The organism is Pararhizobium sp. DWP1-1-3 (genome assembly GCF_049896125.1).
GTDB lineage: Bacteria > Pseudomonadota > Alphaproteobacteria > Rhizobiales > Rhizobiaceae > Pararhizobium.
Genome location: NZ_JAFCTR010000003.1, coordinates 350,766 through 374,557, shown reverse-complemented (window position 1 = coordinate 374,557; position 23,792 = coordinate 350,766). Strand labels below are relative to the sequence as shown.

At 58.7% G+C, this 23,792-nt stretch carries 21 protein-coding genes and 1 pseudogene; 18 read left to right on the top strand and 4 right to left on the bottom strand.

The annotated features are described in order from the left end of the window. Positions 1-2 precede the first annotated feature (2 nt). The 3 genes from ACP7BS_RS09770 to ACP7BS_RS09760 are packed head-to-tail and all read left to right on the top strand — an operon-like array spanning position 3 to position 3,718. Positions 3-1,100, top strand: coding sequence for an ABC transporter ATP-binding protein (locus ACP7BS_RS09770; protein ID WP_426237848.1), 1,098 nt, complete (start codon positions 3-5; stop codon positions 1,098-1,100). Continuing rightward, complete coding sequence (locus ACP7BS_RS09765; RefSeq protein ID WP_426237846.1) at positions 1,093-2,088, top strand: ABC transporter ATP-binding protein; 996 nt, start codon at positions 1,093-1,095, stop codon at positions 2,086-2,088. The genes ACP7BS_RS09770 and ACP7BS_RS09765 overlap by 8 nt, the downstream gene beginning before the upstream one ends. A gap of 10 nt (positions 2,089-2,098) precedes the next feature. Then, positions 2,099-3,718 carry a dihydroxyacetone kinase subunit DhaK gene (locus ACP7BS_RS09760; protein ID WP_426230504.1) on the top strand — a complete coding sequence of 540 codons (1,620 nt, stop codon included), beginning with the start codon at positions 2,099-2,101 and terminating at the stop codon, positions 3,716-3,718. A 318-nt stretch (positions 3,719-4,036) separates the two neighbouring features. On the opposite strand, the gene ACP7BS_RS09755 is transcribed toward ACP7BS_RS09760, so the two are convergent. Next, positions 4,037-5,512 carry an amidohydrolase family protein gene (locus ACP7BS_RS09755; RefSeq protein WP_426237844.1) on the bottom strand — a complete coding sequence of 492 codons (1,476 nt, stop codon included), beginning with the start codon at positions 5,510-5,512 and terminating at the stop codon, positions 4,037-4,039. Positions 5,513-5,680: 168 nt separating this feature from the next. Here ACP7BS_RS09755 and ACP7BS_RS09750 point away from each other — a divergent pair, with 168 nt between their 5' ends. From ACP7BS_RS09750 to ACP7BS_RS09720, 7 genes are all read left to right on the top strand, one after another. After that, the gene (locus ACP7BS_RS09750) at positions 5,681-7,246 is read left to right on the top strand and encodes an ABC transporter substrate-binding protein (RefSeq protein WP_426237842.1); all 1,566 of its coding nucleotides are present in this window, start codon (positions 5,681-5,683) and stop codon (positions 7,244-7,246) included. 624 nt (positions 7,247-7,870) lie between these two features. Then, positions 7,871-8,839: an ABC transporter permease gene (locus ACP7BS_RS09745; protein ID WP_426230502.1), complete on the top strand. Its 969-nt coding sequence runs from the start codon at positions 7,871-7,873 to the stop codon at positions 8,837-8,839. 17 nt (positions 8,840-8,856) lie between these two features. Further along, a complete protein-coding gene (locus tag ACP7BS_RS09740; RefSeq protein WP_426230501.1) occupies positions 8,857-9,807 on the top strand; it encodes an ABC transporter permease in 951 nt (316 codons plus the stop codon). Between the two features lie 5 nt (positions 9,808-9,812). Then, positions 9,813-11,006, top strand: a complete 1,194-nt coding sequence (locus ACP7BS_RS09735) for an amidohydrolase family protein (protein ID WP_426230500.1) — start codon at positions 9,813-9,815, stop codon at positions 11,004-11,006. Further along, a complete protein-coding gene (locus tag ACP7BS_RS09730; protein ID WP_426230499.1) occupies positions 11,006-12,499 on the top strand; it encodes an amidohydrolase family protein in 1,494 nt (497 codons plus the stop codon). Before ACP7BS_RS09735 ends, ACP7BS_RS09730 begins: the two co-directional genes overlap by 1 nt. Beyond that, positions 12,492-13,475, top strand: a complete 984-nt coding sequence (locus ACP7BS_RS09725) for an ABC transporter ATP-binding protein (protein ID WP_426237840.1) — start codon at positions 12,492-12,494, stop codon at positions 13,473-13,475. Before ACP7BS_RS09730 ends, ACP7BS_RS09725 begins: the two co-directional genes overlap by 8 nt. Further along, a complete protein-coding gene (locus ACP7BS_RS09720; protein WP_426230495.1) occupies positions 13,472-14,461 on the top strand; it encodes an ABC transporter ATP-binding protein in 990 nt (329 codons plus the stop codon). Before ACP7BS_RS09725 ends, ACP7BS_RS09720 begins: the two co-directional genes overlap by 4 nt. Before the next feature lie 8 nt (positions 14,462-14,469). Here ACP7BS_RS09720 and ACP7BS_RS09715 read toward each other — a convergent pair whose 3' ends face one another. After that, a complete protein-coding gene (locus tag ACP7BS_RS09715) occupies positions 14,470-15,147 on the bottom strand; it encodes a GntR family transcriptional regulator (RefSeq protein ID WP_426237838.1) in 678 nt (225 codons plus the stop codon). Positions 15,148-15,278: 131 nt separating this feature from the next. Between ACP7BS_RS09715 and ACP7BS_RS09710 the strand changes: the two genes are divergently transcribed. Continuing rightward, entirely contained in the window at positions 15,279-15,908 is a 630-nt protein-coding gene (locus tag ACP7BS_RS09710) for a flavin reductase family protein (protein ID WP_426237836.1), read from the top strand. Positions 15,909-15,931: 23 nt separating this feature from the next. Further along, on the top strand, positions 15,932-16,654 hold the full coding sequence (locus ACP7BS_RS09705) for an aspartate/glutamate racemase family protein (protein WP_426230492.1): 723 nt from the start codon (positions 15,932-15,934) through the stop codon (positions 16,652-16,654). A 98-nt stretch (positions 16,655-16,752) separates the two neighbouring features. Here the strand turns inward: ACP7BS_RS09705 and ACP7BS_RS09700 are convergent, their stop codons facing one another. Further along, positions 16,753-16,980, bottom strand: a complete 228-nt coding sequence (locus tag ACP7BS_RS09700; protein WP_426238067.1) for a DUF6894 family protein — start codon at positions 16,978-16,980, stop codon at positions 16,753-16,755. Positions 16,981-17,072: 92 nt separating this feature from the next. Beyond that, positions 17,073-17,309: a DUF6894 family protein gene (locus ACP7BS_RS09695; RefSeq protein ID WP_426237834.1), complete on the bottom strand. Its 237-nt coding sequence runs from the start codon at positions 17,307-17,309 to the stop codon at positions 17,073-17,075. 310 nt (positions 17,310-17,619) lie between these two features. On the opposite strand from ACP7BS_RS09695, the gene ACP7BS_RS09690 reads away from it, so the two are divergent. The 6 genes and pseudogenes from ACP7BS_RS09690 to ACP7BS_RS09665 all read left to right on the top strand — a co-directional run bounded on the left by ACP7BS_RS09690 (position 17,620) and on the right by ACP7BS_RS09665 (position 23,780). After that, a complete protein-coding gene (locus tag ACP7BS_RS09690; RefSeq protein ID WP_426237832.1) occupies positions 17,620-17,838 on the top strand; it encodes a hypothetical protein in 219 nt (72 codons plus the stop codon). Between the two features lie 385 nt (positions 17,839-18,223). Further along, entirely contained in the window at positions 18,224-18,970 is a 747-nt protein-coding gene (locus ACP7BS_RS09685; RefSeq protein WP_426237830.1) for a GntR family transcriptional regulator, read from the top strand. Between the two features lie 138 nt (positions 18,971-19,108). Then, positions 19,109-20,613: pseudogene (locus ACP7BS_RS09680) on the top strand (putative N-acetylmannosamine-6-phosphate 2-epimerase). Further along, positions 20,610-21,938: an ABC transporter substrate-binding protein gene (locus tag ACP7BS_RS09675; RefSeq protein WP_426237828.1), complete on the top strand. Its 1,329-nt coding sequence runs from the start codon at positions 20,610-20,612 to the stop codon at positions 21,936-21,938. The pseudogene ACP7BS_RS09680 and the gene ACP7BS_RS09675 overlap by 4 nt, the downstream one beginning before the upstream one ends. A gap of 142 nt (positions 21,939-22,080) precedes the next feature. After that, positions 22,081-22,962, top strand: coding sequence for a carbohydrate ABC transporter permease (locus ACP7BS_RS09670; RefSeq protein WP_426237826.1), 882 nt, complete (start codon positions 22,081-22,083; stop codon positions 22,960-22,962). After that, positions 22,959-23,780 carry a carbohydrate ABC transporter permease gene (locus tag ACP7BS_RS09665; RefSeq protein ID WP_426230486.1) on the top strand — a complete coding sequence of 274 codons (822 nt, stop codon included), beginning with the start codon at positions 22,959-22,961 and terminating at the stop codon, positions 23,778-23,780. The genes ACP7BS_RS09670 and ACP7BS_RS09665 overlap by 4 nt, the downstream gene beginning before the upstream one ends. The last annotated feature ends 12 nt before the right edge of the window (positions 23,781-23,792 follow it).

Genomic DNA, 23,792 nt, shown 5'->3' with positions numbered 1-23,792 from the left:
CCATGGCACAGATCAGAATTCAGAATGTGCGTAAGGAGTTCGGAGCATTCACCGCCGTCCAGTCCTCATCTTTCACCGTGGAGGACGGCGAGTTCTTCATGCTGCTTGGACCGTCCGGTTGCGGCAAGACGACGACGTTGCGCATGATGGCGGGCCTCGAACTACCGACCAGCGGTGAAATCTATATCGATGGAGAGGAAGTCGGCATGAAGCCGGCGAGCCAGCGCGATATCGCCTTCGTCTTCCAGATGTTCGCCCTCTACCCGCATATGAACGTGCGCAAGAATATTTCCTATCCACTGCTCAGCCAAGGGATGCCTCGCGCCGAGGCGAGGGTACGGGTGGAAGAGGTGGCGCGCATCCTCAAGATCGAGGGTATCCTCGACCGCCCGGTTGGGGGATTGTCGGGCGGTGACCGGCAGCGCGTCGCGCTCGGCCGTGCCATCGTGCGCCGTCCGAAAGCCTTCTTCATGGACGAGCCTTTGGGTGCGCTTGACGCGGAGTTTCGCGAGCATATGGCCGAGGAACTGCGCGCACTCCACGATCGCATTGGTGCGACAACGGTTTATGTCACCCATGACCAGCTGGAAGCCATGCAGATGGGCGACAAAATCGTCGTCATGAACCATGGCGTCGTTGAACAGTTTGGAAAGCCACAGGACATCTATGATTGGCCGGCGACCAAATTCGTCGCCAAATTCATCGGTTCCCCGGCAATGAATTTCTTCGATTTTGACGGCATGATCGGTATCGGAAGCGATGCTATCGAGCTTTCCGGACACCGGGTTGCTGTTCCTGTGTCGCGGCAGGGTGCCAGCGGCAAGCTGACAATGGGTGTCAGGCCCGAGCATATCCGCTTCTCCGATGCGTCGACCTATCGCGGACGGGTGCTCGCCACGGAATATCTCGGCACGACGCAGATCGTCACAATTGCAACGCCCAACGGCGAGATCAAGGCACGCACTTCCGCCAAGCAATCGGTGAACACTGGCGAAACCATCGGGCTTGAATTCGATACGCAGACGCTGACCATCTTCGATGGCGTGAAGGGGCAGGCGATGCTGTCTGAGGCCAATGAGGGAATCCTGCGCCATGGTTGACGTCATCCTCGAAAACGTGACGAAGACCTTCGCCGGCCGTGCTGCGCTCGACAACCTGTCGCTGACGATCCCGAGCGGTTCCTTCGTCGTACTCTTGGGGCCGACCGGCGCGGGAAAGACGACGACGCTGCGCATGGTGTCGGGACTGGATAAGCCGGATAGTGGCGACATCTATTTCGCCGGCCGCTCTGTCAGGGATCTTGCGCCTGCCGAGCGAAATGTTGCGATGGTGTTTCAGCAATACTCCCTGTATCCGCATTTGACCGTGCGCCAGAATCTCGAATTCCCGCTGAAGTCACCACTGCTGCGGACGCCGAAGGCGGATATCGACCGCAAGGTGACGTCGGTCGCGGAGATGCTCCAGATTTCCCACAAGCTCGACAATAAGGCCACCAATCTTTCGGGCGGCGAGATGCAGCGTGTCTCGATCGGCAGGGCCTTGGTGCGCAATCCGCAGATTTACCTCATGGACGAGCCGCTCAGCTCGCTCGACGCCAAGCTGCGGGCCGACCTGCGCATCGAATTGAAGAGTATTCAGGCCAATTCCGGCGCCACCCTCTTGTACGTCACCCATGACCAGATCGAGGCGATGACGATGGCGACACATATCGGCGTCCTTCATGAGGGCAGGCTGGTGCAGTTCGGATCGCCGCGCGAAATCTATGAGCGGCCGGTGAGCCTCTATACCGCGACAAGGCTTGGTCAGCCTCGGATCAATGTTCTCGCCGCCGATACCTTTCCCGGCTCGCCGCCCAAGGCGGTGAACATTGGGATGCGCCCCGAACATATCACCCAAGGCGAGGGGCAGGAGGCACTGGTCAAACGTGTCGAGCATCTCGGTGATCAGACGCGTCTTCATTTGGAATTCAAGAAAAACGACATCGTCACCGTAACCGACGCCCATACCAGGCTGAAGAGCGGAGACATCGTCAAAATCCAGCCCGACAAGCCGCTCTATTTTGACGCGGACGGCATGCGCTTAGGTTAAGGGAGCAGAAATGGCACAGTTCATCAACAAGCGGGAAAACGTGGTCACCGAAGCGATCGATGGCCTGCTGGCCATCAGCGGCGGTTCTTTGGTGCGTCTTGACGGCTACCCGCATATTCGCGTGGTATTGCGTAGCGATTGGGACAAGTCGCAGGTGGCGCTGGTTTCCGGCGGCGGCTCCGGCCATGAGCCGGCTCACGCCGGTTTCGTCGGTAAGGGAATGCTGACTGCAGCGGTGTGCGGCGACGTCTTTGCCTCTCCGAGTGTCGATGCGGTTCTCGCCGGTATCCTGGCCGTTACAGGTCCGGCCGGATGCCTTTTGATCGTCAAGAACTATACCGGCGACCGGTTGAACTTCGGCCTGGCGGCAGAGCGCGCGCGTGCCTTTGGCCTCAATGTTAACATGGTCATCGTTGGCGATGACGTTGCTCTGCCAGAGCTGCCGCAAGCGCGTGGCGTGGCGGGAACGCTCTTCGTCCACAAGATCGCGGGCGCGCTTGCGCAGGCTGGCGCCGATCTTGAAACAGTAACGGCAGCCGCCAAGCGGGTGATTGCCGGGGCAAAGAGCATCGGCATGTCGCTCGATACCTGTACGGTTCCGGGATCGCCGAAGGAAGATCGTATTCCCGCCGGCATGGCCGAGCTTGGGCTCGGCATCCACGGCGAAGCCGGTGTTGATCAGATCGCGTTCTTCGACGCAAGAACGGCAATGGAGGCCGTGGTGAGCAAATTGGCCGCCGCCATCGAGGACCGGCCGCATGTTGCGCTAATCAACAATCTTGGCGGTACTTCGGCGCTTGAAATGTCGGTGCTTACGCACGAGCTGATAGCCTCGTCGATCGGAAACCGGATTTCCCATGTTGTCGGACCGGCGCCGATGATGACGTCGCTCGACATGCAGGGCTTTTCCATCTCCCTCTATCCGGCGGATGAAGCTGATATCCAGTCGTTGGGCTCCCCGGTCTCGATCGCGGCCTGGCCCGGATTGTCCGCCGTCAAGCCCATCGTGATTGACGTTCTACCGGACGGCTTGACGCCCATCACGCCGCAGCCGTCCAATCACCAGGAGACGCGGGACTTCCTCATCAATTGCTGCAAGGTATTGATCGCTGCGGAAGAGGACCTGAATGCACTGGATGCCAAATCGGGCGATGGCGATACTGGGTCAACGCTTGCAGGTGCCGCGCGTGCGCTCATCAATGCGATCGACCGGTTGCCGCTTTCAGACCATACCCAGCTTTATCGCGCCATCGGCCAGGAATTAAGCCAGACAATGGGCGGATCGTCCGGTGTCCTGCTTGCCATCTTCTTTGCAGCCGCAGGAGACGCAGCCTCAAGCGGTTTGCCGATGGCAGATTCCCTGAAGGCGGGGCTTGCCCGCATGCAGGAAATCGGCGGCGCCAACCTCGGCGACCGGACGATGGTGGATGCACTTTCACCGGCTCTCGATACGCTTGAAAAAGGCATTAAAACGGCGGCTGCGGCCGCACGCGCTGGTGCAAATCTTACGGCAACAATGGTCAAGGCTAAGGCCGGCCGTGCCGCTTACATCAATGCAAAGCAACTCAAGGGCCATATCGATCCGGGTGCGGAGGCGGTGGCGCGGCTGTTTGAACATCTGGCGGCGTAAAATCCGTAACGCCATTCGCGTGCACACCGCCAAGTTCTGCTTGTGCAGCCCATAATGTCTTCACCGGCGCGAGCAAGTGTCCATCTAAAGCGGCTTGGTCATGACATATTACCTTGGTAGAGATGACCATGGCACCGTGTTCCCGGCGCAGTTTGTGATGGACAGAACCTCAAGCTGAAGGCGGGATTGGAGGGCGGCGTCGGCATTGCATGCCGTTTGGAAGTCCGACGTCGGTACCAAGGCAGGGTCGGTGGCGATCTCCGTTGTGAACCGGCTACTAAAGTCGGGCGCAAATACGGACGCCGCATCCATTTTCCCTCAGCATTCTGGCGGTTGGGGCGGAATGACGGGTTCGTCGAAGGTGCGCTGGAGTTTTCCCCAGCCGGGTTCGTACATATGGGCGTGCAGCCCGGCACGCGCGGCCAGTGCCAGCGCCTCCTCCTGTCCAAAGGTGATCGCCGCCTTTACGTCGGTTGTCAGCACCTTGCCGTCTTTCATGAGGACCTTGCCGTCGACGATGACGGTATCAACATCGCTTCCCAACACCTGATGGACGAGCCGGTGGACCGGCATCCACATCGGCATCAGGTGCGGTTTGCGCATGTCGATAATGGCCATATCTGCCTTCTTGCCGATTTCGAGGGATCCGATCTCATGCTCCATGCCGATGGCGCGGGCCGCATCGATGGTGATCATCTCGAAGATCTTACCTGGCGGCAGCAGGTAGCGGTCATGGTTGTGGAGGAGATGCTGGGTAAACTGCGCTAATCGTGCGGTCTGCAGCATGTCGAAATGCCGGTTGGGGGCGGCTCCATCGGTGGTGATTGCCACCCGGATTCCCTTGGACATCATTTCCATGATCGGCGTCGAGCGTCCGGGAGGCGCGTGAGAGACGTGAGTGCCGGTTTCGGCCAGGATGTCCATTTCCTCGTGCGATATGCCCCAGCAATGCTGGAGGTGAATGTCAGGTCCCAGCAGTGCATTTTCCTTGTCCTGATAGGCCATGCGGATCTGTCCGGCAAAGGCATCGGAATGCAGGCGCACACCCCATTTGCGGGCGGTTTCACGCACGCGGCGCGCCTGGTACCGGTCATTTGCCGTCAGCTTTACCGCCTGATCCGGTGAGGATGCGTTCGACGGCTCGACCGACGGAACGATGGTAAAAGGGGTTAAGAAGACACTGATGCGGCCATCGGAGCTGCCGTTCAACGCCTCGATGACGGCTTCGCTGCCCTCGATCATCTCTTCGAAAGCGATGTGGCGGCGTTCGGGCTTGCCGCTTTCCCAGCGTGTTACCGGATGTGGCCAGGGCAGACCCGAAGGGCCGACGCAGATGATCTCGCGCAGTCCGATTTCGCTATAGGCGCGGGCATGGTTGATGGCAAAGATCGGGTCATCGGCGCGCGGCATCGATGTGATGATGCTGGCACCGGTGGTCACGCCGGCACGAAGCCGTTCGAGGCCGGAGACAAGGCCGTCGGCATACCAGTAGTCGCGGGTAACATAGTGATAATAGGTCGGTGTGACCACGCGCATCCACATCGCATTGGTGTCGGCCGCAACGCTGCGGATGAGGGCATGCCCCGCGTGGCCATGGGCGTCGATCAGCCCTGGGATGATCAGCTTGCCGCGGCAGTCTATGACTGTCTTATCGGTGTGACGGGGCTCAAGCGCCTCTGCTGTGCCGATGTCGACAATTCTGTCACCTGCGAAGGCCAGCGCTCCGTCTTCAATAATGCGACGCTCCGGATCGACTGTGACAATCGTGCCGTGAAGCAGTAGAAAATTTCCCATCCCGTTTCCCCCTATTTTCATAACCGCCGCCCCTCTGACCGGAGGGGCGACTTTTGGCTACGATAATTGTCAACAATATCATTGACAATAGAAATAGGTGAAACAATACTCCCTTCTGCCTGGGTGCTTGGATATGCAGGCGCATCAACGATCAATAAGGGGGGAAACATGTCCCATGTGAAAAGCTTCATTCTTGCCGCGCTGACTGCGGCTGCCATTGCTGCGCCTGCCAGCGCAGAAACGCTTCGCTGGGGCGGGCGAGCCGATATCTTCTCGCTTGATCCTTATTCGGTTCCATCGACGTCGAACCTCGCCTTCCTCAACCATGTTTATGAGGGGCTGGTGCGCTACGATCCGGACTTCAGGATCGAGCCGGCGCTCGCCACCGAGTGGAAGCTCATCGATGACAAACACTGGCGCTTCACCCTGCGCAAGGGTGTGAAGTTCCATGACGGCGCCGATTTCACCGCCGACGACGTGGTGGCCTCCTTCAAGCGCGCATCGGATGCGACCTCGCCGCTGCGCGGCAATATCCCGCTGTTCGCCGGCGTCAGCAAAGTCGATGACCACACTGTCGATATCGAAGTGACTGCACCGACCTCGCTGTTTCTCAACGACATCACCAATATTTTCATATTCGATGCGACGTGGCTAAAGGACAACAACAGCGAAAAGCCCACTGATTTTGCATCAAAGGTTGAAGGCTACACCACGCAGCACACCAATGGCACAGGCCCCTTCAAGCTGGAAAGCCGCGTCCCGGACAGCAAGACCGTTCTCGTCGTCAATGATGGCTGGTGGGATGAAAAGAAGCACAATCTCGCAGCCATCGAGTTCATGCCGATCTCGTCGGCTGCGACGCGTGTGGCTGCCGTTCTCTCCGGTGAGATCGACGTGATCGATTCCGCGCCGATCCAGGATCTGCCGCGTCTGGAATCCTCGCCGGGGATCACCGTCAAGAAGCGCACGGAATTGCGTACAGTGTTCGTCGCGTTCAACCGCCAGGAAAAGCTCGAAGACGGTCGTCCGAACCCGTTCAACGACCTGCGTGTGCGCCAAGCATTCGAAGCGTCGGTTGACCGTGATCTCATCAATAAAAAGGTGATGCGCGGTCTTGCGCGTCCTTCCGGTTCGCTCATCGCCCCGGAAATTTCCGGTTATGCCAAGTCGCTCGATACCTACAGCCCCGCCGATCCGGCGCGCGCCCAGCAGTTGCTGGTTGACGCCGGCATGAAGGATCTCGCCTTCACCTACATGTGCATGAACGACGAAAGCATCAACGAAGAAGATATCTGCTCGGGTATCGTCAACATGTTAAAGCGCGGCGGCTTCCAGCCGACCATGGATATCGCTCCGCGCGCCGTCCAGACGCCAAAACGCAGCAACGGTAAGGCCGACGTGTTCAATCTCAGCTGGGCAAACGAGCCGACGCTCGACGCTTACTCGCTGCTGTCGCAGGTCCTTTCGACCCGCAAGGGCGCGATGGGCGTCTCCAACTATGGCAGCTGGTCAAATCCGGAAATCGACAAGCTAGTCGATCAGGCAGCCCACGAGCCGGACAATACCAAGCGCCTGGCGCTGGAAGAAGCGGCCCTGAAGATCGCCAAGGATGAGACCATGCTTATTCCTCTGCATCAGCAGCCGATTGCCTGGGCCATGCTGAGCACGGTCAAGAGCGTCGATTTCCGCGCCGACAACAAGCCGCGTCATTGGCATACGATGATGGGCAAATAGTCGGCCAAAGACCAGTTTTAACAGGAAAGAGCGCTTCATGGACCCATGAAGCGCTCTTTTCATAACTACCAGCACAGCTGGTCTCCTACGCGGGCCGGCGCTCGGCCAACCGCCGTCAGGCCGTACCCATTTGACCGCGGGTCGGGTTCTCGCCTGGCGTAACGGTACGCCTCATCTCGTGCCACATGGCGCGATCGTCATGGAAGAGGGAGCCGTAATTTTGCCGGTCTCTCGCTTCTCCGCGAGTTTGTTCGCCGGATCAACTTCGGTGCCGCCCGGGCGGGGCCATATGCCGGTTAAGGCCTAGTTTACGCCAAGCTATCCGTTGCGGCCGGGTGGCGTCGGCAAAATGTAGAGGTGACGACGTTCGAAATCCACAAAATTGTCTACAATTACGTTGACAACTTTTGAAACCTTGTCTTAATGGGGGTGCGACGAGAACAGGGGAGGTTGTACGTGAGGAGCGTACGTCTCGTGGTGGTGCTGACTTGCGTCCCGGATACTGAAGGGCACGCCGATCAGCTTTGCATTTGCTGCCAAGCGGCCATCCCTGTCTGTAAGCGTCATTGATCTAACCATCCGGGCAGGGTCTGCCCGTGGCTGAAGCGAAGCGGAGAGGTCACCATGCTAGTCTTCATCATCAAACGTCTCGGGAATGCCGTTCTGGTGATGCTGTCCGTCGCCTTGCTCGCCTTTCTGATCTTCCGGCTTGCCGGCGACCCCGTCGAGTTGATGGTGGGGGAGCAGACGTCTCAGGCCGACCGCGCGGCTCTTCGCGAACGTCTCGGCCTGAACGACAGCCTGCCGACGCAATATATCCGTTTCGTCACCAACGCGGTGCAGGGTGATTTCGGTGTGTCCTACCGCAATGGCCAAAAAGTACTGCCCGTGATTGCCGAGCGGTTTCCGGCGACGCTGGAACTGGTTCTGGTCGCGACGGTCCTCTCCTTGCTGTTCGGTCTTCCGCTGGGCATCCTGACCGCGATCAAGCGCGGCAAGTGGTACACGGAAAGTCTGCAATTCCTGTCCATTGTCGGGGTATCCCTGCCGAGCTTCGTTGTCGGCATCCTATTGATCCTTGTCTTTTCGGTGATCCTGGGTTGGGCGCCCGCCTTTGGGCGCGGCGAAGTGGTGCAGATCGGATGGTGGTCCACCGGCTTCCTGACCTCCTCTGGTCTGGCGGCGCTGATCCTGCCCTCGATCGCCTTGTCGCTCTATCAGATCACGCTGGTGATGCGGCTGGTGCGGGCGGAAATGCTCGAAGTGCTACGCTCCGACTATGTCAAGTTTGCCCGGGCACGCGGTATCCCGCGCTGGCGCATCTACTTCCGTCATGCCTTGCGTAACTGTCTCATGCCGGTTGTCACGATGACAGCCATGAATGTCGGGGCGCTGATTGCCTTCGCGCTGATCACCGAGACAGTCTTTCAGTGGCCTGGCATGGGCATGCTCTTCATCCAGGCTGTGACCTTTCTCGATATCCCGGTCATGGCAGCGTATCTCTGCATTATTTCCTTCATCTTTGTTGTCCTCAACATGCTGGTTGATATCGCCTACGCGGTGATTGATCCCCGCCTGCGCAACGCACACTGAGAAACGGGGCCTGTTCGATGACCACTGAAGTTTCGCAAGCGGCCAAGGCCGTCCGTCCGTCTCTGTTCAAACGTATCCGCAACAGCGATCTCTGTTGGTCTTTCAGTCAGAGCAGATCAGCGCAGATCAGCGCCATTCTGTTGGCGGTACTCATCCTGACGGCAATTTTTGCGCCGTTGATCGCGCCGCAGAACCCGTATGACGGGGCACTCCTCGATATGTGGAAAGCTGAGCTGCCGCCGATCTGGCAGGACGGCGGCGAGTGGCCCTATTTGCTGGGAACCGACACGCAGGGCCGCGACATGCTCTCGGCCATTCTCTACGGCACGCGCATTTCGATCGTCATCGGCATCGCCTCCGTGGCACTGTCCCTGGTCATCGGTTTGACCGCCGGTCTGATTGCCGGATATTTCGGCGGGTTCATCGACAATCTATTGATGCGCATCGGCGACATTATGCTCTCTATTCCAACGATCCTCGTTGCGATCCTCGTTTCGACCGTCGTGCGCCAGATGCTGCCAGAAAGCCTGCGCGAGATCGGCGCATCGGCCGTGCTCGTCCTCGCCATCGCTCTTTCGGCATGGGTGCAATATGCCCGAACGGTGCGCGCCCAGGCGATTGTTGAGAGCGGCAAGGACTACGTGCAGGCGGCCAAACTCATTGGCGTACCGTCCCGGCGCATCATGGCTCACCATATTTTGCCCAATACGCTGACACCGATCATGGTCGCTGCCACGCTGAATTTCGGCATGGCTATCCTGACGGAGGCGACGCTGTCGTTTCTGGGTATAGGCATGCCGCCAAGTCAACCTTCGCTTGGAACGCTGATCCGCATCGGCAATCAATTCCTGTTTTCTGGTTCCTGGTGGATCGTCCTGTTCCCCGTCGCTCAACTCTGCCTGCTGGTCGTCACCGTCAATGTGCTCGGCGATTGGCTGCGCGATGCGCTCAATCCGAAACTGAGGTAAGTTCCATGCACGATCTCTTGCTCCGCAATGTCAGGCCGAAGGCCGGTGAAAGCTGCGATGTCCTGATCAAGGCCGGGAAGATTGCAGGTTTTGGAACGTTTGAGCCCGAGCCCGGCATGTCCGTCGAGGACGGCGGCAACGCCATCGCAGTTCCCGGTTTGATCGATGCCCATACCCATCTCGACAAGACCACCTGGGGCATGCCCTGGCATGTAAACAACCGCGCCGCAGTCCTGCGCGAACGGATCGATTTCGAACGGGAAAACCGGCTTGAAATCGGCATGGATCCGCATCGCCAGTCCATGCGCCACGCGATCGGGCTCGCCGCTAACGGCGGCACGCATATCCGTAGCCATGTCGATATTGATCCAACCCACGGCCTTTCGCTTGTCGAAGGTGTCTGGGAAACCCGCGAAAAGCTGAAGGGTGTCATCGATATCGAAATCGTTGCCTTCCCACAGTCCGGCGTGATGGTCATGGCCGGTACGGTGGAGCTTCTGGACGAAGCCCTGCGCCAGGGTTGCGAAGTGCTGGGTGGCATCGACCCGTGCGGCATCGACCGCGATCCGAAGGGCCAGCTCGACATCCTCTTTGCCCTTGCCGTCAAGCATGGCGTTCCGATCGACATTCACCTGCATGAAGCAGCCGATCTCGGCGCCTTCACCATGGAGCTGATTTTCGAGCGCATCCGTGCCCATGGCATGGAAGGCAAAGTTGCGATCAGCCACGCCTTCGCACTCGGCATGAATGACTATCTGCGCGTCGGCAAGCTGATCGACGAGATCGCCCGGCTCGATGTCGCGATTCTGACGACCGGAGCGCCCTCGGCCAACGTGCCTTCCATCATGCGGTTGAAGGAGGCCGGTGTGCGCGTTGGCGGCGGCTGTGACGGTATCCGCGACACCTGGGGTCCGTGGGGTCAGCCGGATATGCTGGACCGCGCCAAGGTCATAGGCATGAAAAACGGGCTGCGTTCCGACATCGAGCTTGCTCATGTTCTGCATGTCGTCTCCCAAGGGGGAGCCGACGTGATGCGGCTGGAAAACTACGGCCTGCAGATTGGATGCAATGCCGATTTGACCCTCTTGACCGGCGAGACGCTCGCCCATGCTGTGGTTGATATCGCGCCTCGGCCATTGGTCCTGAAGGCAGGCAAGGTCACTGCCCGTCAAGGCGAAGCCTTGGTGGAGATGCCGTGATGAGGAAAGACCTTGCATCCCTCGCGCTTGGCAGCCGTCCGGAACGCCGCACGCTTATTACCGCAAGCTGGGTGGTTGGCTATAAGGATGGCAATCACCGGCTTCTGCAGAACGGTGAAGTTGTTTTCGAAAATGGCGAGATCCTTTTCGTTGGTCACCGTTTTGCCGGAGAGGTAGCCCGCCGCATCGATTTCGGCAACGCGCTGATCAGCCCCGGTCTGATCGATCTCGATGCGTTGTCCGACCTCGACACGACCATTCTGGGCATCGACAATCATCCCGGCTGGACCAAAGGCCGCGTCTGGCCGCGCTCCTATGTCGAGGCAGGCCCTTATGAAATGTACAGCCAGGACGAGTTGGCCTTCCAGAAGCGTTTTGCTTTCGGCCAACTGCTCCTTAACGGCATCACGACAGCGGCACCCATCGCCTCGCTGTTCTATCGCGAATGGGGCGAAACTGCCGCTGAATTTGACGCAGCAGCAGATGCCGCCGGCGAGCTCGGCTTGCGTGTCTATCTGAGCCCGGCCTATCGCTCGGGCGGCATGGTTCTGGAAAAGCCCGGCAAGATAGTTCCGGTGTTCGACGAGGAGCGAGGCTTCCACGGGCTGAACGGCGCCATCGCCTATATCGAACGGCAGCACGGAAGCCATGGGGATCTCGTGCGCGGAATGCTGGCGCCGGATCGGGTCGAGACATCGACGCTAAACCTTCTGCAACGGACAGACGCCGCCGCACGCGATCTGGGCGTCAAGTTTCGCCTGCACATGGCGCAGGGCGCCATGGAGGTGGATACAGTCCGCATGCTGCACGGTTCGACCGCACCGGTATGGCTCGCCAAGGCTGGCCTCCTCAGCGACCGGCTGATCGCCCCGCATGCCACGAACGCCACCGAGGAAGACCTGGAGCTTTATGCGCAAAATGGTGTTTCAATCGTGCACTGTCCGCTGGTTTCCAGCCGTGGCGGCAGCACGCTGAATTCCTTCTCTGCCTGCCGCAAGCGTGGCATCAACATTGCCATGGGCACGGATACGGCACCTGCGGACATGCTGATGAACCTGCTCGTCGGGCTTATCACCTGCCGCATCAACGACGGTACACCAGATCATGTGAGGTCGGCCGACCTCTACAACGCTGCAACGCTTGGCGGTGCCCGTGCGCTCGGGCGTCCGGATCTAGGCCATCTTTCGCCGGGTGCCCGCGCCGACATTGCGGTCTTCGATCTCGACGATACCATTATGGCGCCGTCCATCGACCCCATCACGACGCTGGTAACCGGCGGCTCCGGCAAGGTCACCCGCGCCGTCTTCGTCGATGGCCGTGTCTCGATGCTGAACCGCAAGCTTGCAGGCATCGACATGGAGCAAGCCCGCGTCGAGGCGCAGACGCAGTATGAGGGGCTGATCGCCAAATATCCGGAACGGAGCTGGAACAATCCGCCAGTTTCCGAAATCTTCTCGCCGAGCTATCCGATCGAGGTTGATACCCATGGGTGAAGTAGAAAAATCGGTCATTGACGTCCGCAATCTTCAGGTGGAGTTTCCAGGCCGCCGTGGCACCGTGACACCGCTGTCGGATATCAGCCTGTCCATCCGTGCAGGCGAGATCCTCGGCGTCGTCGGTGAATCCGGCGCCGGTAAATCGATGACGGGTCTGGCGATTCAGGGCTTGCTCGAGCGACCTGGCCGGATTAGCGGCGGTGAAATCTGGCTCGGCGACCGCCGGATCGACACGCTCGACGATCGCGCCATGGAGCAGATCAGAGGCCGGGAGATCGGGGCGATCTTTCAGGATCCGCTGACGTCGCTCAATCCGTTGTTCACTGTCGGCTCGCAACTTACGGAAACGATCCGCCTGCATCTTTCAATGGGTAAGGTCGAGGCGCGCGCCCGAGCCGTGCAGCTTTTGCGCGATGTCGGCATTCCGGCGCCTGAGCTGCGGGTTGACCATTATCCGCACCAGTTTTCAGGCGGTATGCGACAGCGCGTGGTTATCGCGCTCGCCCTCGCGGCGTCGCCCAAGCTCATTATTGCCGACGAGCCGACCACCGCGCTCGACGTCTCGATCCAGGCGCAGATCATTTCGCTGCTTCGCAGGCTCTGCAAGGAGAAGCGGACGGCAGTCATGCTGGTGACCCATGACATGGGAGTCATTGCCGAAGCCGCAGACCGCGTCGCTGTCATGTATGCTGGCCGCCTCATCGAAATTGGGCCGGTCGAACAAGTGCTGCATGCACCGCGTCATCCCTATACGCAAGGGCTGATGGCATCGATCCCATCGCTTGGCGCACGCGTTGAAAAGCTCAATCAGATCGACGGCTCGATGCCGCGCCTGGACGCCATTCCCGCAGGTTGCGCCTTCAATCCGCGTTGCGTTTCCGTCGGCTCGCGGTGTCTGCGCCAGAGACCCGAACTCATAGCCATTGGCGATGGCGCCAGCGCCTGCTGGCTTAACGCGGGAGGAACAACATGACCGTATCTGCTCAGAAAAAGCCGGCCTTGACCGTCAACGGTCTGGTCAAGACTTTCGACGTTTCCGCCCCTTGGCTCAACCGGGTGATTGAGCGTAAGCCGCGCCAGTTCGTGCAGGCGGTCAACGATATCGATTTTACCGTGCCCGCCGGCGGCTGCCTCAGCATCGTCGGAGAGAGCGGCTGCGGCAAATCAACAGTTGCCCGGTTGGTCACGGGATTGCACAAGGCAAGCGCCGGAGAGATCAGGTTTGCGCCTGGCCGGACAGGGGCACCACTCTCCGCCCAGATGATTTTCCAGGATCCCTACGCTTCGCTCAATCCGCGCTGGCGGGTAAAGAACATCATCGCCGAGCCCTTGCGCGAACTGAAGCTGCGCGACACTGCTGCCGAAGTCACCGAGCGCGTCGAGGAGCTTCTCCTGACTGTCGGGCTTTCTGCGTCCGACGGAGATAAATTTCCGCACGAGTTTTCCGGTGGTCAGCGCCAGCGTATATCGATTGCCCGCGCTCTGGCAGGCGAGCCGGAATTTCTCGTGTGCGACGAACCGACCTCGGCGCTCGACGTCTCGGTTCAGGCTCAAGTTCTCAACCTCATGCGGCGTCTTCAGGATGAATTGGGCCTCACCTACCTCTTCATCAGCCACGACATGAGCGTGGTGCGACACATGTCGGATCGCATCGCGGTCATGTATCTGGGCCGCATCGTCGAAGAGGGCGATACCGAGGAGCTTTTTGCTCGCCCTCGTCATCCCTACACGCAGCTTCTGCTGCAGACCATTCCCAACATCGACGCGCCGCAGCGCGACCGGGAACTGGCAACCGGCGAAGTGCCAAGCCCGCTCAAACCGCCCTCCGGATGCACCTTCCACCCACGCTGCCCGATCGCAACGGCGCGCTGTTCGGCGGAAGTGCCGGCCGTTCGGGCACTTGCCAACGGTACGCGCGTCGCCTGCCATCTTGCGACCGATGCAACGGCGAGCGCCTGACCGGTGGCTCAGCTCAACGCTGCGCGCAGGTCGTGGGAAAGGTCGCGGATTTCGCTGAGATCGAGTTCGGATTCCACGTGGTCCAGATGATGGGCCATCAGATGGGTTGCCTTTTCAACATCATTGCTGGCGATCGCCTCGACGATCTCGGCATGTTCGTCCGGTCCGCAGTTGAAGCGGTTGGTATTGCGGTAGACGGCTGTAATCAGCGACGATCTGGAGATCAGGTCCCGCATGGTCGTAAATAGGAAGTCGGAGCCGACGGTCTCGGCGAGTAGCAGGTGAAAACCGCCCGAGAGTTTGATAATGTCGGTAGTGATATCCTGGGCGTTGGCGATGCGCTCCTTGGCGACATGCTCGCGCAGACGCTTCAGATTGGGCTTGGAGACCGATACGCACAACCGCTCGATGACGCAGCGTTCTACCGTTCTTCGCACGAAGAACACATCCCGGGCCTCTTCGACAGAGGGTTTGCAAATGAAGGCGCCCCGATTTGGAATAATCGTAACGAGCCCGTCTCGTTCAAGAACCGAAAGAGCCTGGCGAATTCTGGCGCGGCTGACATTGAAAATTGTAGCCAGTTGCTCTTCCTTGAGCTGGACACCTGGCCGCAGCCTCCGCTCGGCAATGGAGAGCCAGACTTTCTCGACAATCTGCTGCGTAGAAGGGCCGCTTTGTTCGGTCATCAAATTCACTCCCCATTGGGGTTAGACAAGCGTGAAACGGCAGAAAAAGTCAACCGTAACAGCAGAATTTTGATTGCAGGATTGTCAACAATATGAAATGATATTGTTGATTATTCATTTGGAGCGGCGCGATGGAATTTGACTTTACCCACCTTGATCCGCAAAGCCGCTACCGCCTGCTGACGAACTTCATCGGACCGCGGCCGATCGCGTTGGTGACGACACGCTCTCGGGCCGGACATAACAATGCAGCGCCGATGAGCTTTTTCAACGTATTCTCCCATGATCCGGCTATCGTTGTTATCGGCATCCAGCCGCGCCTTACGGGCGAGGAAAAGGATACGACGGCAAATATCCGCCGCACGAAGGAATTCGCCATCAACATGGTGGACATGGCTCTCTCGCAGCAGATGCTGGTCTGCGGCCTTGGCTTTGACAGCGAGGTGGATGAGCTGTCCATGGCCGGTCTCACCGCGGCCCCATGCACCAATATCGACGCAGCCTATGCGGCGCAATCGCCCTGCGTTTTTGAATCCAGGGTCGAGCGCTTTATCGACTACCCGCGCCGCACCCTCGTTCTGGGCGAAGTCGTTCATATGCACGTCCGGCGCGAATGCCTGGATCGCGAGGGACATTATGTCGACCCGGAACAGTACCAGCCGATCGCCCGGCTGCATGCCGACAACTACATCACCTCGGACCGCCAGTTCGTTCTGAAGGCTCCGCCAATAGCCGATTTCATCAAGCCGCAGGGCGATTGAGGGACGCTGAAAGGTTCCATTCCATGCATATCCGTCTTATCAATCCCAACTCAACCGCATCCATGACCGCTCAGGCACTGGCGAGCGCGCTGCGCGTCAAGCATGGGGATACGGATGTTTCCGCCGTCAATCCGCTTGGCACGCCGGTTAGCATCGAAGGTGGCGCCGACGAGGCCATAGCGGTGCCGGGCATGCTGGACGAAATCCGAAGGGGTGAACGCCTGGGCATTGATGCCTATGTGGTGGCCTGTTTCGATGATCCAGGTCTGCATGCTGCGCGCGAAGTGGCGCGCGGACCTGTCATCGGTATTTGCCAGGCAGCCGTTCAGGTCGCCATGACCATCAGCCGCCGGTTCTCGATTGTCACCACGCTGCCGCGCTCGATCCCTATCATCGAGGATCTGGTGAGCAACTATGGGGCGGAGCGCCATTGCCGCAACGTGCGCGCCATCAACCTCCCAGTACTTGGGCTAGAGGAGGATCCTGTCGAGGCGGAGCGTCTGCTGACAATCGAGATCGAAGCGGCCAAACGCGTGGACCGGGCGGAGGCCATCATCCTCGGCTGCGCCGGTATGTCGACCCTGTGCGACCGGCTGAGACACGCGACAGGCATACCGGTCATCGACGGCGTAACAGCGGCTATAAAACTTGCGGAGGCACTGGTTGGTGCCGGCTATACGACCTCGAAAGTAAACGCCTATGATTATCCCCGCATCAAGGAAGCCAAGGTCTCAGCCTGCGCCTGAAATCGGTCGTTCAAGAGGATAGCCGACCATGGGGTCAACGGGGATTCCAGCTCAGGCTACCGAATGCGCGAACCGATGAAGATTAGGAACGCTGACAATCAACTATGTAGCACGTCCTTGAGGCTAATGCTGAAGAGGGTAGAGCCTTGATCGTCGCAGACTTCGACTATTCCGCCGTTCGCAGGTAAGCGCATCGCAGCCGACTGGTTCAGCACGTGCCGAGCAGCAATTATGGCGGATTTCCGAGCTGATTCCATGTCCGGTGAATGTACGCCTACTGTGCCTTCCGCGAGGTAATCGCCGGAGCGTAGGTTATAGTAGAACATTGGCATGGGTCACTCCTTACCGTGTTCGCCATGAACTGTTCTACGGTCGGGAATGTTCCGTGGATTGCCCAGCCTGATCGGCACGGGCCGCCTCAGCGATGCACGATGTCGCGGAATGCCAACTTGAAGTGCATAAAGCCTTCCTCGTCGGTCACCTCGAATGACCGATCACCAACGGGCAAGCCGGTGGCAATTTCTTCGATGATCAATTCGTGCAGTGCCAGCCTTCCCTGGCGACGTGCCTCATTGGAGTTCGGCAAATCGACACCTACGGTATCTTCGTCAAAACTGTCGCCATCTCTCAGATGGAAAAAAAACTTTTGCGCCATAACTGCACCCCCTCCGGTTGAGGCGCAAACGCCGAAAAGTGCGGATTGTTCCATTTTATTTTAGAAAATGTTAATATATATTGCCGTCTCTTTCCCATGAGTACAATTCTAATGATCAGGGTAAGTCCGACTTCAGTGTTTAGCCGCTACTCCATTGCGTTATGGCGCCTTTACCAGCGTTCGCTGGCTGCAGGACAGGACAGATCCCCTGCAGTTACTCGGATTGAAATTCTCACCCGATCCACGTGTTAATTAGGTGTGTCTAAAATATTTTTTCGGTAGTTCAGCCTTGTTTCAACGGATGTCTCAAATGATTGTAGATGTGAATAACCCCAAGCTGATCAAGTCGCAATTGACACTGCTGTCGAACGATCCACTGCGCGGTTCGCTGGTCATGGATACCGACAAAGGGCAGGCGCGTGTCGAAATTGACGAGGACAGTGCAAACGATCTTCTGGACGAGATTCTTTCACTCTTTGGCGTGCCGCGCCCACCATCGGCGGGTTTGAAGACCAGCGCAGGTCTATGACGCCAATTCCCGTCGCGCAGCAGAACCGCTCCAGGAGGAGTATTGTATTACGGCTGCTTACGCGGATTGGACGGATCTTGCATCCGAAGGCCTCCCGGGATGCCTCCGCACGTTTCATGCTAAGGTCATTTTGTGTCACTGGTTTGGCGCGGGTAAGTCCGGTCTAGCAGCAAATCAAAAACAGCGTGACCCGGGCAAGGCTTTCGAAGAGTGCGATTGAACGCCTTGAATGGCATTGGCCAATCTGGCCAAATCTCCCATCGACAATGCCGGACCAATGTGACCGCGCTGCGAATTAATTTTCGAAGAGACGACAAGAACAATACCAGTTTACCTGTAGAAAAAAAATTTGCATAAGAGTGCTCTCTTTTAAGTGAGTATTCCAATGGGTGACCAGACAACATTTGATCTTCTCAAACAGGCGCTCGCGATCGAAAGCAATGAGCCGCTTTACCGCAAGCTGGAAGACGGCATCAAGGCGGCCATCGGGGCGGCACAGATTAGGCACGGCGCCGTTATCCCGAGCGAACGCATGTTATGTGAGGCGTTGAATATCTCGCGTGTCACGGTACGCAAAGCAATAGATGGTCTGGTCTCCGACGGCTTTCTCGATCGCCGCCAAGGCGCCAAGACGGTGGTTTCTTCGCGCCTCGAAAAGTCCCTGGCTACGATGACGAGCTTTTCAGAAGACATGCGCTCGCGCGGCCTCGAGCCCGGATGCAGGTGGATTTCGCGCGATATTTCACGCCCATCGCCGGCCGAAATGATGGCGCTGGGTATTTCCGGCAGCGAAAAGATCGTTCGTCTCCGGCGCCTGCGTACAGCGGACAACGTCCCTATCGCCATCGAGACAGCGACCTTGCCGGCTCGCTTTGTGCCGGATCCGCATTCGATCCAGGACTCGCTGTATGAATACCTGGAAGCCAATGGCGCGCTCCCCGTTCGCGCCCTGCAGCGCATGCAGGCAAAGCCCGCAAGCGAAGAGGAGCGCCGTCTGCTCGGTACGCCCGAAGATGCGAGTTTGTTGATCATGGAGCGCCGTTGCTTCCTTGCCGATGGCCAGATTGTCGAATTCACGCAAACCAAATATCGCGGTGATGTCTACGACTTCGTCATCGAGCTAATGCGATAATACCAGTTAAAGTCCTGTTGCAATCTGGTCTTGTCCTGTTACCGTGATGGCACAACAGGAGAGCCGGACGTGGCGCTTGACATTCAGGCCTTGAAAAATGGACTTATCGTATCGTGCCAGCCGGTGAAGGGCGGCGCGATGGACAACGCCGCAATGGTCGTCGGCTTCGGGCTGGCGGCGCTGGATGGTGGCGCTGCGGGGCTGCGTATCGAATCGGCAGATTATGTCCGGGCTGTCCGTGCGGCCACCGACAAGCCGATTATCGGCTTGGTCAAGCGCGACCTTGAAGACACGCCGGTGCGCATCACACCCTGGCTTGAGGATGTCGATGCTTTGGCAGCAGCCGGCGCCGATATCATTGCCTACGACGCGACGCAACGCATCCGTCCGATCGATACCAAGACACTGGTCGACCGAATTCATGCACACGGCCGCATCGCCATGGCCGATTGCTCGGTTCTGCCGGACGCTGAACAAGCGATCGCCGAGGGCGCCGAGATCGTCGGCACCACGCTTGCCGGCTATACCGGGCCGGTTGAACCCACGGAACCGGATTTCTCGCTGATCGCTGAAGCTTCAAAGCTTACGCCTCACGTCATCGCCGAAGGCAATGTTCGCACGCCCGAGCAGGCGTCCAAGGCGCTTGCGAGCGGCGCTTTCATGGTTGTTGTCGGCTCGGCCATCACCCGGCCGGAATACGTGACCTCATGGTTCCGAGCCGCCCTCGACGAAACCCTCACTACCATCAAGGCATGACCGGTATGGCGTCCCCTGACACTGTTCTCGCACTCGATATAGGCGGCACCAAGATGCTCGCTGCACTGGTACGCGGCAGCACGGTGCTGGACGCCCACACGCTACCCACACCGCGTAGTGGCGATCCCGCACTGTGGCTTGAGGCGCTTTTTGCAGCGATCATATCCTGGCAGGGTCGATACGCCACTATCGGTGCCGCCGTCACTGGTATCATCGATGACGGCCATTGGTCGGCGCTCAACCGAAACACGCTCGACATACCCGATCGGTTTCCGCTGAGAGAGACAATCATGCAGCTTTCAGGCGGAATGCCGGTACTTACGGCCAACGATGCTCAGGCCGCAGCCTGGGGCGAGTACCGTTTCGGTGCTGGCCGAAACGAAGACATGGTCTTCCTGACAATCTCGACAGGAATCGGCGGTGGACTCGTCGTCAATGGCAAACCCATGTTTGGGCTCGCCGGTCATTTCGGACAGTTCCGCGTCGCCGACAATGTTGCCGGCACACTGGAAGATCAGGTTTCCGGCCGCTGGATTGCCAGCCAAGCGGCAGATCATCAGCCGGATGCCACTGCACGCGAGGTATTCGAAGCTGCAGCCGCTGGTAAAGAATGGGCAAAAAATATCATCAATGCGTCTGCACGCCAAACAGCCCAGCTTTGCCGCAATGTCCACCTTGCACTCGACCCCGTTCGCATCGTCATCGGCGGCGGCATCGGGCTTGCACCTAACTATCTCGACACCGTCCGGCACGCACTTGAAGGCCTGCCGCCGCGGCTTACACCGAAACTCCACGCCGCCGCACTTGGGGAAAGCGCTGGCGTCGTGGGCATCGCCGATCTTGCAAAAAACCAACAGAAAAATCACCATAGAGGAGAACTAAAATGATATTTTCGAGGATCAGAAAGGGCGGCCTTCTCGCAGTCGCCATCGCCGGGCTTCTTGCAGGCCCCGCATTTGCCAAGGTGACAGTACTCGGCTGGCCCGGCGGCCCCGAAGAAACAGCATTGCGCGCCGCCGCAGATGTCTACAACGCCAAACCCGGAGTCTCCGAAAATGACAAGGTCGAGCTGTTGTTCTTCAACCGCGATGGCTTCTGGGACAAACTTCAGGCAGACCTTGCCGCCGGCTCCAAGGCCTTCGACGTCAATCTGCTCGCAACCTATTCCATTGGCCGCTACGCGCCGTTCATGGAGCCGGTCGCGTTGTCAGAGGAGGCTGCGTCCGTTTATGGCGATGCCGTGCTCAAGACGATGCAATACGAAAGCAAGCAGTTCGGCGTCCCGACCGACCTCTCGCTGCACTTCATGTATTATCGCAAGGACCTGATTGACGGCCTTATGAAGGACGACGCGGGCAAGGCCAAGTACGCAGAGATTTCTGAAAAGCACCTGGGCAAGAAGCTTGAGCCGAAAACCCCGGACGAATGGACCTGGGACGACTATGCAGCGACCGCGCTGTATTTTACCCAGTCCGTCAATCCGGATAGCCCAACGCGCTACGGCACGGTCCTGCAGCTCAAAAACCTGCTGTTCAACATGATGGTATTCCAGTCCATACCACGCGCTTATGGCGGCAACTGGATGGACGATGCCGGCAAGATCACGGTCAATTCCGATGCCTATCGCAAAGGCCTTGAAACATACAAGCTTCTCTATGATGCCGGCGCCACGCCACGCGATTCACTGTCCTATGAGTTTGCCGAAGCCAACGCCGCCTATACGTCGGGCCAGGTTGCCGCGATGATGCAATGGAACGCCGCGGCCTCTGATCTGACAAACAAGGAAAAGTCACCTGCCGTTGCCGATGTGACCGACACTGTCGCCCCACCGGCCGGCCCCGAAGGCCGCTTCACGCACATTCACGGCCTGGGCTTCGGCCTGAACAAAAACGCCGAAAACAAGGCTGGCGCGCAGGCCTTCATCAAGTGGCTCTCCTCGAAGGAAGCAGCTCTGACCTACGCGAGGCATAACGGCGCCCCAGCACTAACGCCGGAAGTCGTTACCGAAGTCGCAAAGGAGCGCCCTGACCTCGTCAAGCTCGGCGAATTCGCCTCAAAATACGGCTATGTCATGAATGGTGGCACCTCAGCCAAGGCGCTCTCCGTCTACGAACTGCAGGCCAAGGAGTTCACCGGTTACTGGTCCGGCCAACAATCTCTGGATGAGGCCCTTGCTCACACTGAACAGGGCATGGCCGGTTTGCTCAAATAGCCAAAACGGATAGCGGCGGTATCGCCGCTATCCCCCCGGCCGGACGCCGGCGTAGCGGCGTTGGGCGAGCAGGCAATCTCTTACCGAATGGAAAAGTCCAGATGATCGCTTATCCAGTTGCCACCAGATGCAGACCGGTTTGATGACCACACAACGCGCCAATATTTCCGAGTTTAGACTGCTGGCCACTCCGTTGGTGCTGTTCTTGCTGCTATTTCTCGGCTTTCCGGCGATCGTCAACTTGATCTATTCGATCTCTGACGTGTCGTTTGAAACGCTACGGCAGCCCAAGATCACCGGCCTGTCCAACTTCGCCGCTGTTTGGAACGACAGCGCGTTTTGGCAGGCAAGCTGGTTTTCGCTGCGCTTCGGCGCGCTGACAGCTCTGCTCGAATGCACGCTCGGGCTGTTTCTAGCCATCTTTCTCTCCCCGCTGATCGAAAAGCGGAGCTGGTTAATGGCGATCCTGATGATGCCGTTAATGGTGGCACCAGCACTCATCGGCCTGATGTACCGCCTTGTGCTGCACGAATTCGCTGGCCCGGTGCCCTACTATCTCTGGGCGTGGTTCGGCGCCAGTGTTTCCTTCCTCGGCCCAACCTCGGCATTCTGGACCCTCATCATCGTGGAAACCTTGCAGTGGACGCCGTTTGCCCTGTTGCTGTTCTACATGGCCTATAGAGCGATCCCGACCGAGGTCGTCGAAGCCTCTGCAATGGACGGAGCCCGCCGCTTCCATTTGCTGTGGTATATCGAACTGCCGCTGATGGCGCCGACGATCGTCGTTGCCCTCCTCATCCGTTTCATCGATGGTTTCCGTGTTTTCGACAACGTCTATGTTTTGACCGGCAGCGGTCCCGGCGGCTCCACAGCTTCACTTTCAATCTATATTTATGAAGCTTTCTTCAAGCAGGGCGCCATCGGCAAAGCAGTGGCCGCCTCGGTCATCCTGTTTGCGGTCTCCTTCACAGTACTTTACGGCCTGAATATTATTGCCAGCCGACGTAAGGGAGCGCTCAAATGATCAATGCTCTTCGCTGGCTCGTCTTCGCCGTTGCTGCTTTTGCGATGAACTTTCCGATCCTGGTTACGGTTGTCACGTCCTTCAAAAGCACGCGCGAACTATCGGCCAATTCGGGCCTGTGGGTGGAGGCACCGACACTGGACAATTATCTCGCAGTCTTTCAGGTGTCCGACAGGTTGAATATCTTCCTCTACCTGTTTAATAGCATCACGGTTGCCTTCATTGGCACTACGCTAGCGGTTTTTCTCGCTCTCCCGGCAGCATATGCGATTGCCCGTGGCAGGATCGGCGAACGAACGCTTTTGCCCTTCATCGTCAATTTGCGCGCCATGCCGCTCATCATCTTTGCCATTCCGCTCTACATGATGTTCCAGTGGCTGGCGCTGCTGGATACCCGCCTTGGCCTTGGACTGATCCTTACGATCGTCAATCTGCCACTGGCACTTGTTATCCTGGTCAACGCCATTCGCGACCTGCCCGGCGAACTCGACGAAGCAGCCCTGATGGACGGGGCCAGCCGGACGCAGATTCTTCTGCACGTAATCGCGCCCGTTTGCCGCCCAGCCATCGTCACCAGCTTGATCTTCGGTTTCATCACCGCGTGGAACGAATTTTTGTTCGGCCTGATGCTGACCACCTCCAAGGCTGTGCCAATTACCGTTGGGGCCTCGTTCTTCTTCGCCGCCAGTGGCGGCGGCGTGCAATGGGGTGTTGCGTCTGCAGTCATGATCGTCGGCGCACTGCCCCCGGTCCTTTTGGGCCTCATCATGTATCGCCAGATCAGCGGGTCGATGACGGCCGGAGCGGTCAAGGGCTGACTTGTTTCTTTA

Excerpts from the sequence above, each read along its gene's own strand:
- ACP7BS_RS09665 (WP_426230486.1), top strand. The coding sequence starts at position 22,959 with ATGATCAATGCTCTTCGCTGGCTCGTCTTCGCCGTTGCTGCTTTTGCG.
- ACP7BS_RS09670 (WP_426237826.1), top strand. The coding sequence starts at position 22,081 with ATGACCACACAACGCGCCAATATTTCCGAGTTTAGACTGCTGGCCACT.
- ACP7BS_RS09715 (WP_426237838.1), bottom strand. The coding sequence starts at position 15,147 with ATGACCGAACAAAGCGGCCCTTCTACGCAGCAGATTGTCGAGAAAGTC.
- ACP7BS_RS09710 (WP_426237836.1), top strand. The coding sequence starts at position 15,279 with ATGGAATTTGACTTTACCCACCTTGATCCGCAAAGCCGCTACCGCCTG.
- ACP7BS_RS09675 (WP_426237828.1), top strand. The coding sequence starts at position 20,610 with ATGATATTTTCGAGGATCAGAAAGGGCGGCCTTCTCGCAGTCGCCATC.
- ACP7BS_RS09755 (WP_426237844.1), bottom strand. The coding sequence starts at position 5,512 with ATGGGAAATTTTCTACTGCTTCACGGCACGATTGTCACAGTCGATCCG.
- ACP7BS_RS09735 (WP_426230500.1), top strand. The coding sequence starts at position 9,813 with ATGCACGATCTCTTGCTCCGCAATGTCAGGCCGAAGGCCGGTGAAAGC.
- ACP7BS_RS09720 (WP_426230495.1), top strand. The coding sequence starts at position 13,472 with ATGACCGTATCTGCTCAGAAAAAGCCGGCCTTGACCGTCAACGGTCTG.
- ACP7BS_RS09685 (WP_426237830.1), top strand. The coding sequence starts at position 18,224 with ATGGGTGACCAGACAACATTTGATCTTCTCAAACAGGCGCTCGCGATC.
- ACP7BS_RS09705 (WP_426230492.1), top strand. The coding sequence starts at position 15,932 with ATGCATATCCGTCTTATCAATCCCAACTCAACCGCATCCATGACCGCT.
- ACP7BS_RS09750 (WP_426237842.1), top strand. The coding sequence starts at position 5,681 with ATGTCCCATGTGAAAAGCTTCATTCTTGCCGCGCTGACTGCGGCTGCC.
- ACP7BS_RS09760 (WP_426230504.1), top strand. The coding sequence starts at position 2,099 with ATGGCACAGTTCATCAACAAGCGGGAAAACGTGGTCACCGAAGCGATC.
- ACP7BS_RS09700 (WP_426238067.1), bottom strand. The coding sequence starts at position 16,980 with ATGTTCTACTATAACCTACGCTCCGGCGATTACCTCGCGGAAGGCACA.
- ACP7BS_RS09725 (WP_426237840.1), top strand. The coding sequence starts at position 12,492 with ATGGGTGAAGTAGAAAAATCGGTCATTGACGTCCGCAATCTTCAGGTG.
- ACP7BS_RS09740 (WP_426230501.1), top strand. The coding sequence starts at position 8,857 with ATGACCACTGAAGTTTCGCAAGCGGCCAAGGCCGTCCGTCCGTCTCTG.
- ACP7BS_RS09695 (WP_426237834.1), bottom strand. The coding sequence starts at position 17,309 with ATGGCGCAAAAGTTTTTTTTCCATCTGAGAGATGGCGACAGTTTTGAC.
- ACP7BS_RS09765 (WP_426237846.1), top strand. The coding sequence starts at position 1,093 with ATGGTTGACGTCATCCTCGAAAACGTGACGAAGACCTTCGCCGGCCGT.
- ACP7BS_RS09745 (WP_426230502.1), top strand. The coding sequence starts at position 7,871 with ATGCTAGTCTTCATCATCAAACGTCTCGGGAATGCCGTTCTGGTGATG.
- ACP7BS_RS09770 (WP_426237848.1), top strand. The coding sequence starts at position 3 with ATGGCACAGATCAGAATTCAGAATGTGCGTAAGGAGTTCGGAGCATTC.
- ACP7BS_RS09690 (WP_426237832.1), top strand. The coding sequence starts at position 17,620 with ATGATTGTAGATGTGAATAACCCCAAGCTGATCAAGTCGCAATTGACA.
- ACP7BS_RS09730 (WP_426230499.1), top strand. The coding sequence starts at position 11,006 with ATGAGGAAAGACCTTGCATCCCTCGCGCTTGGCAGCCGTCCGGAACGC.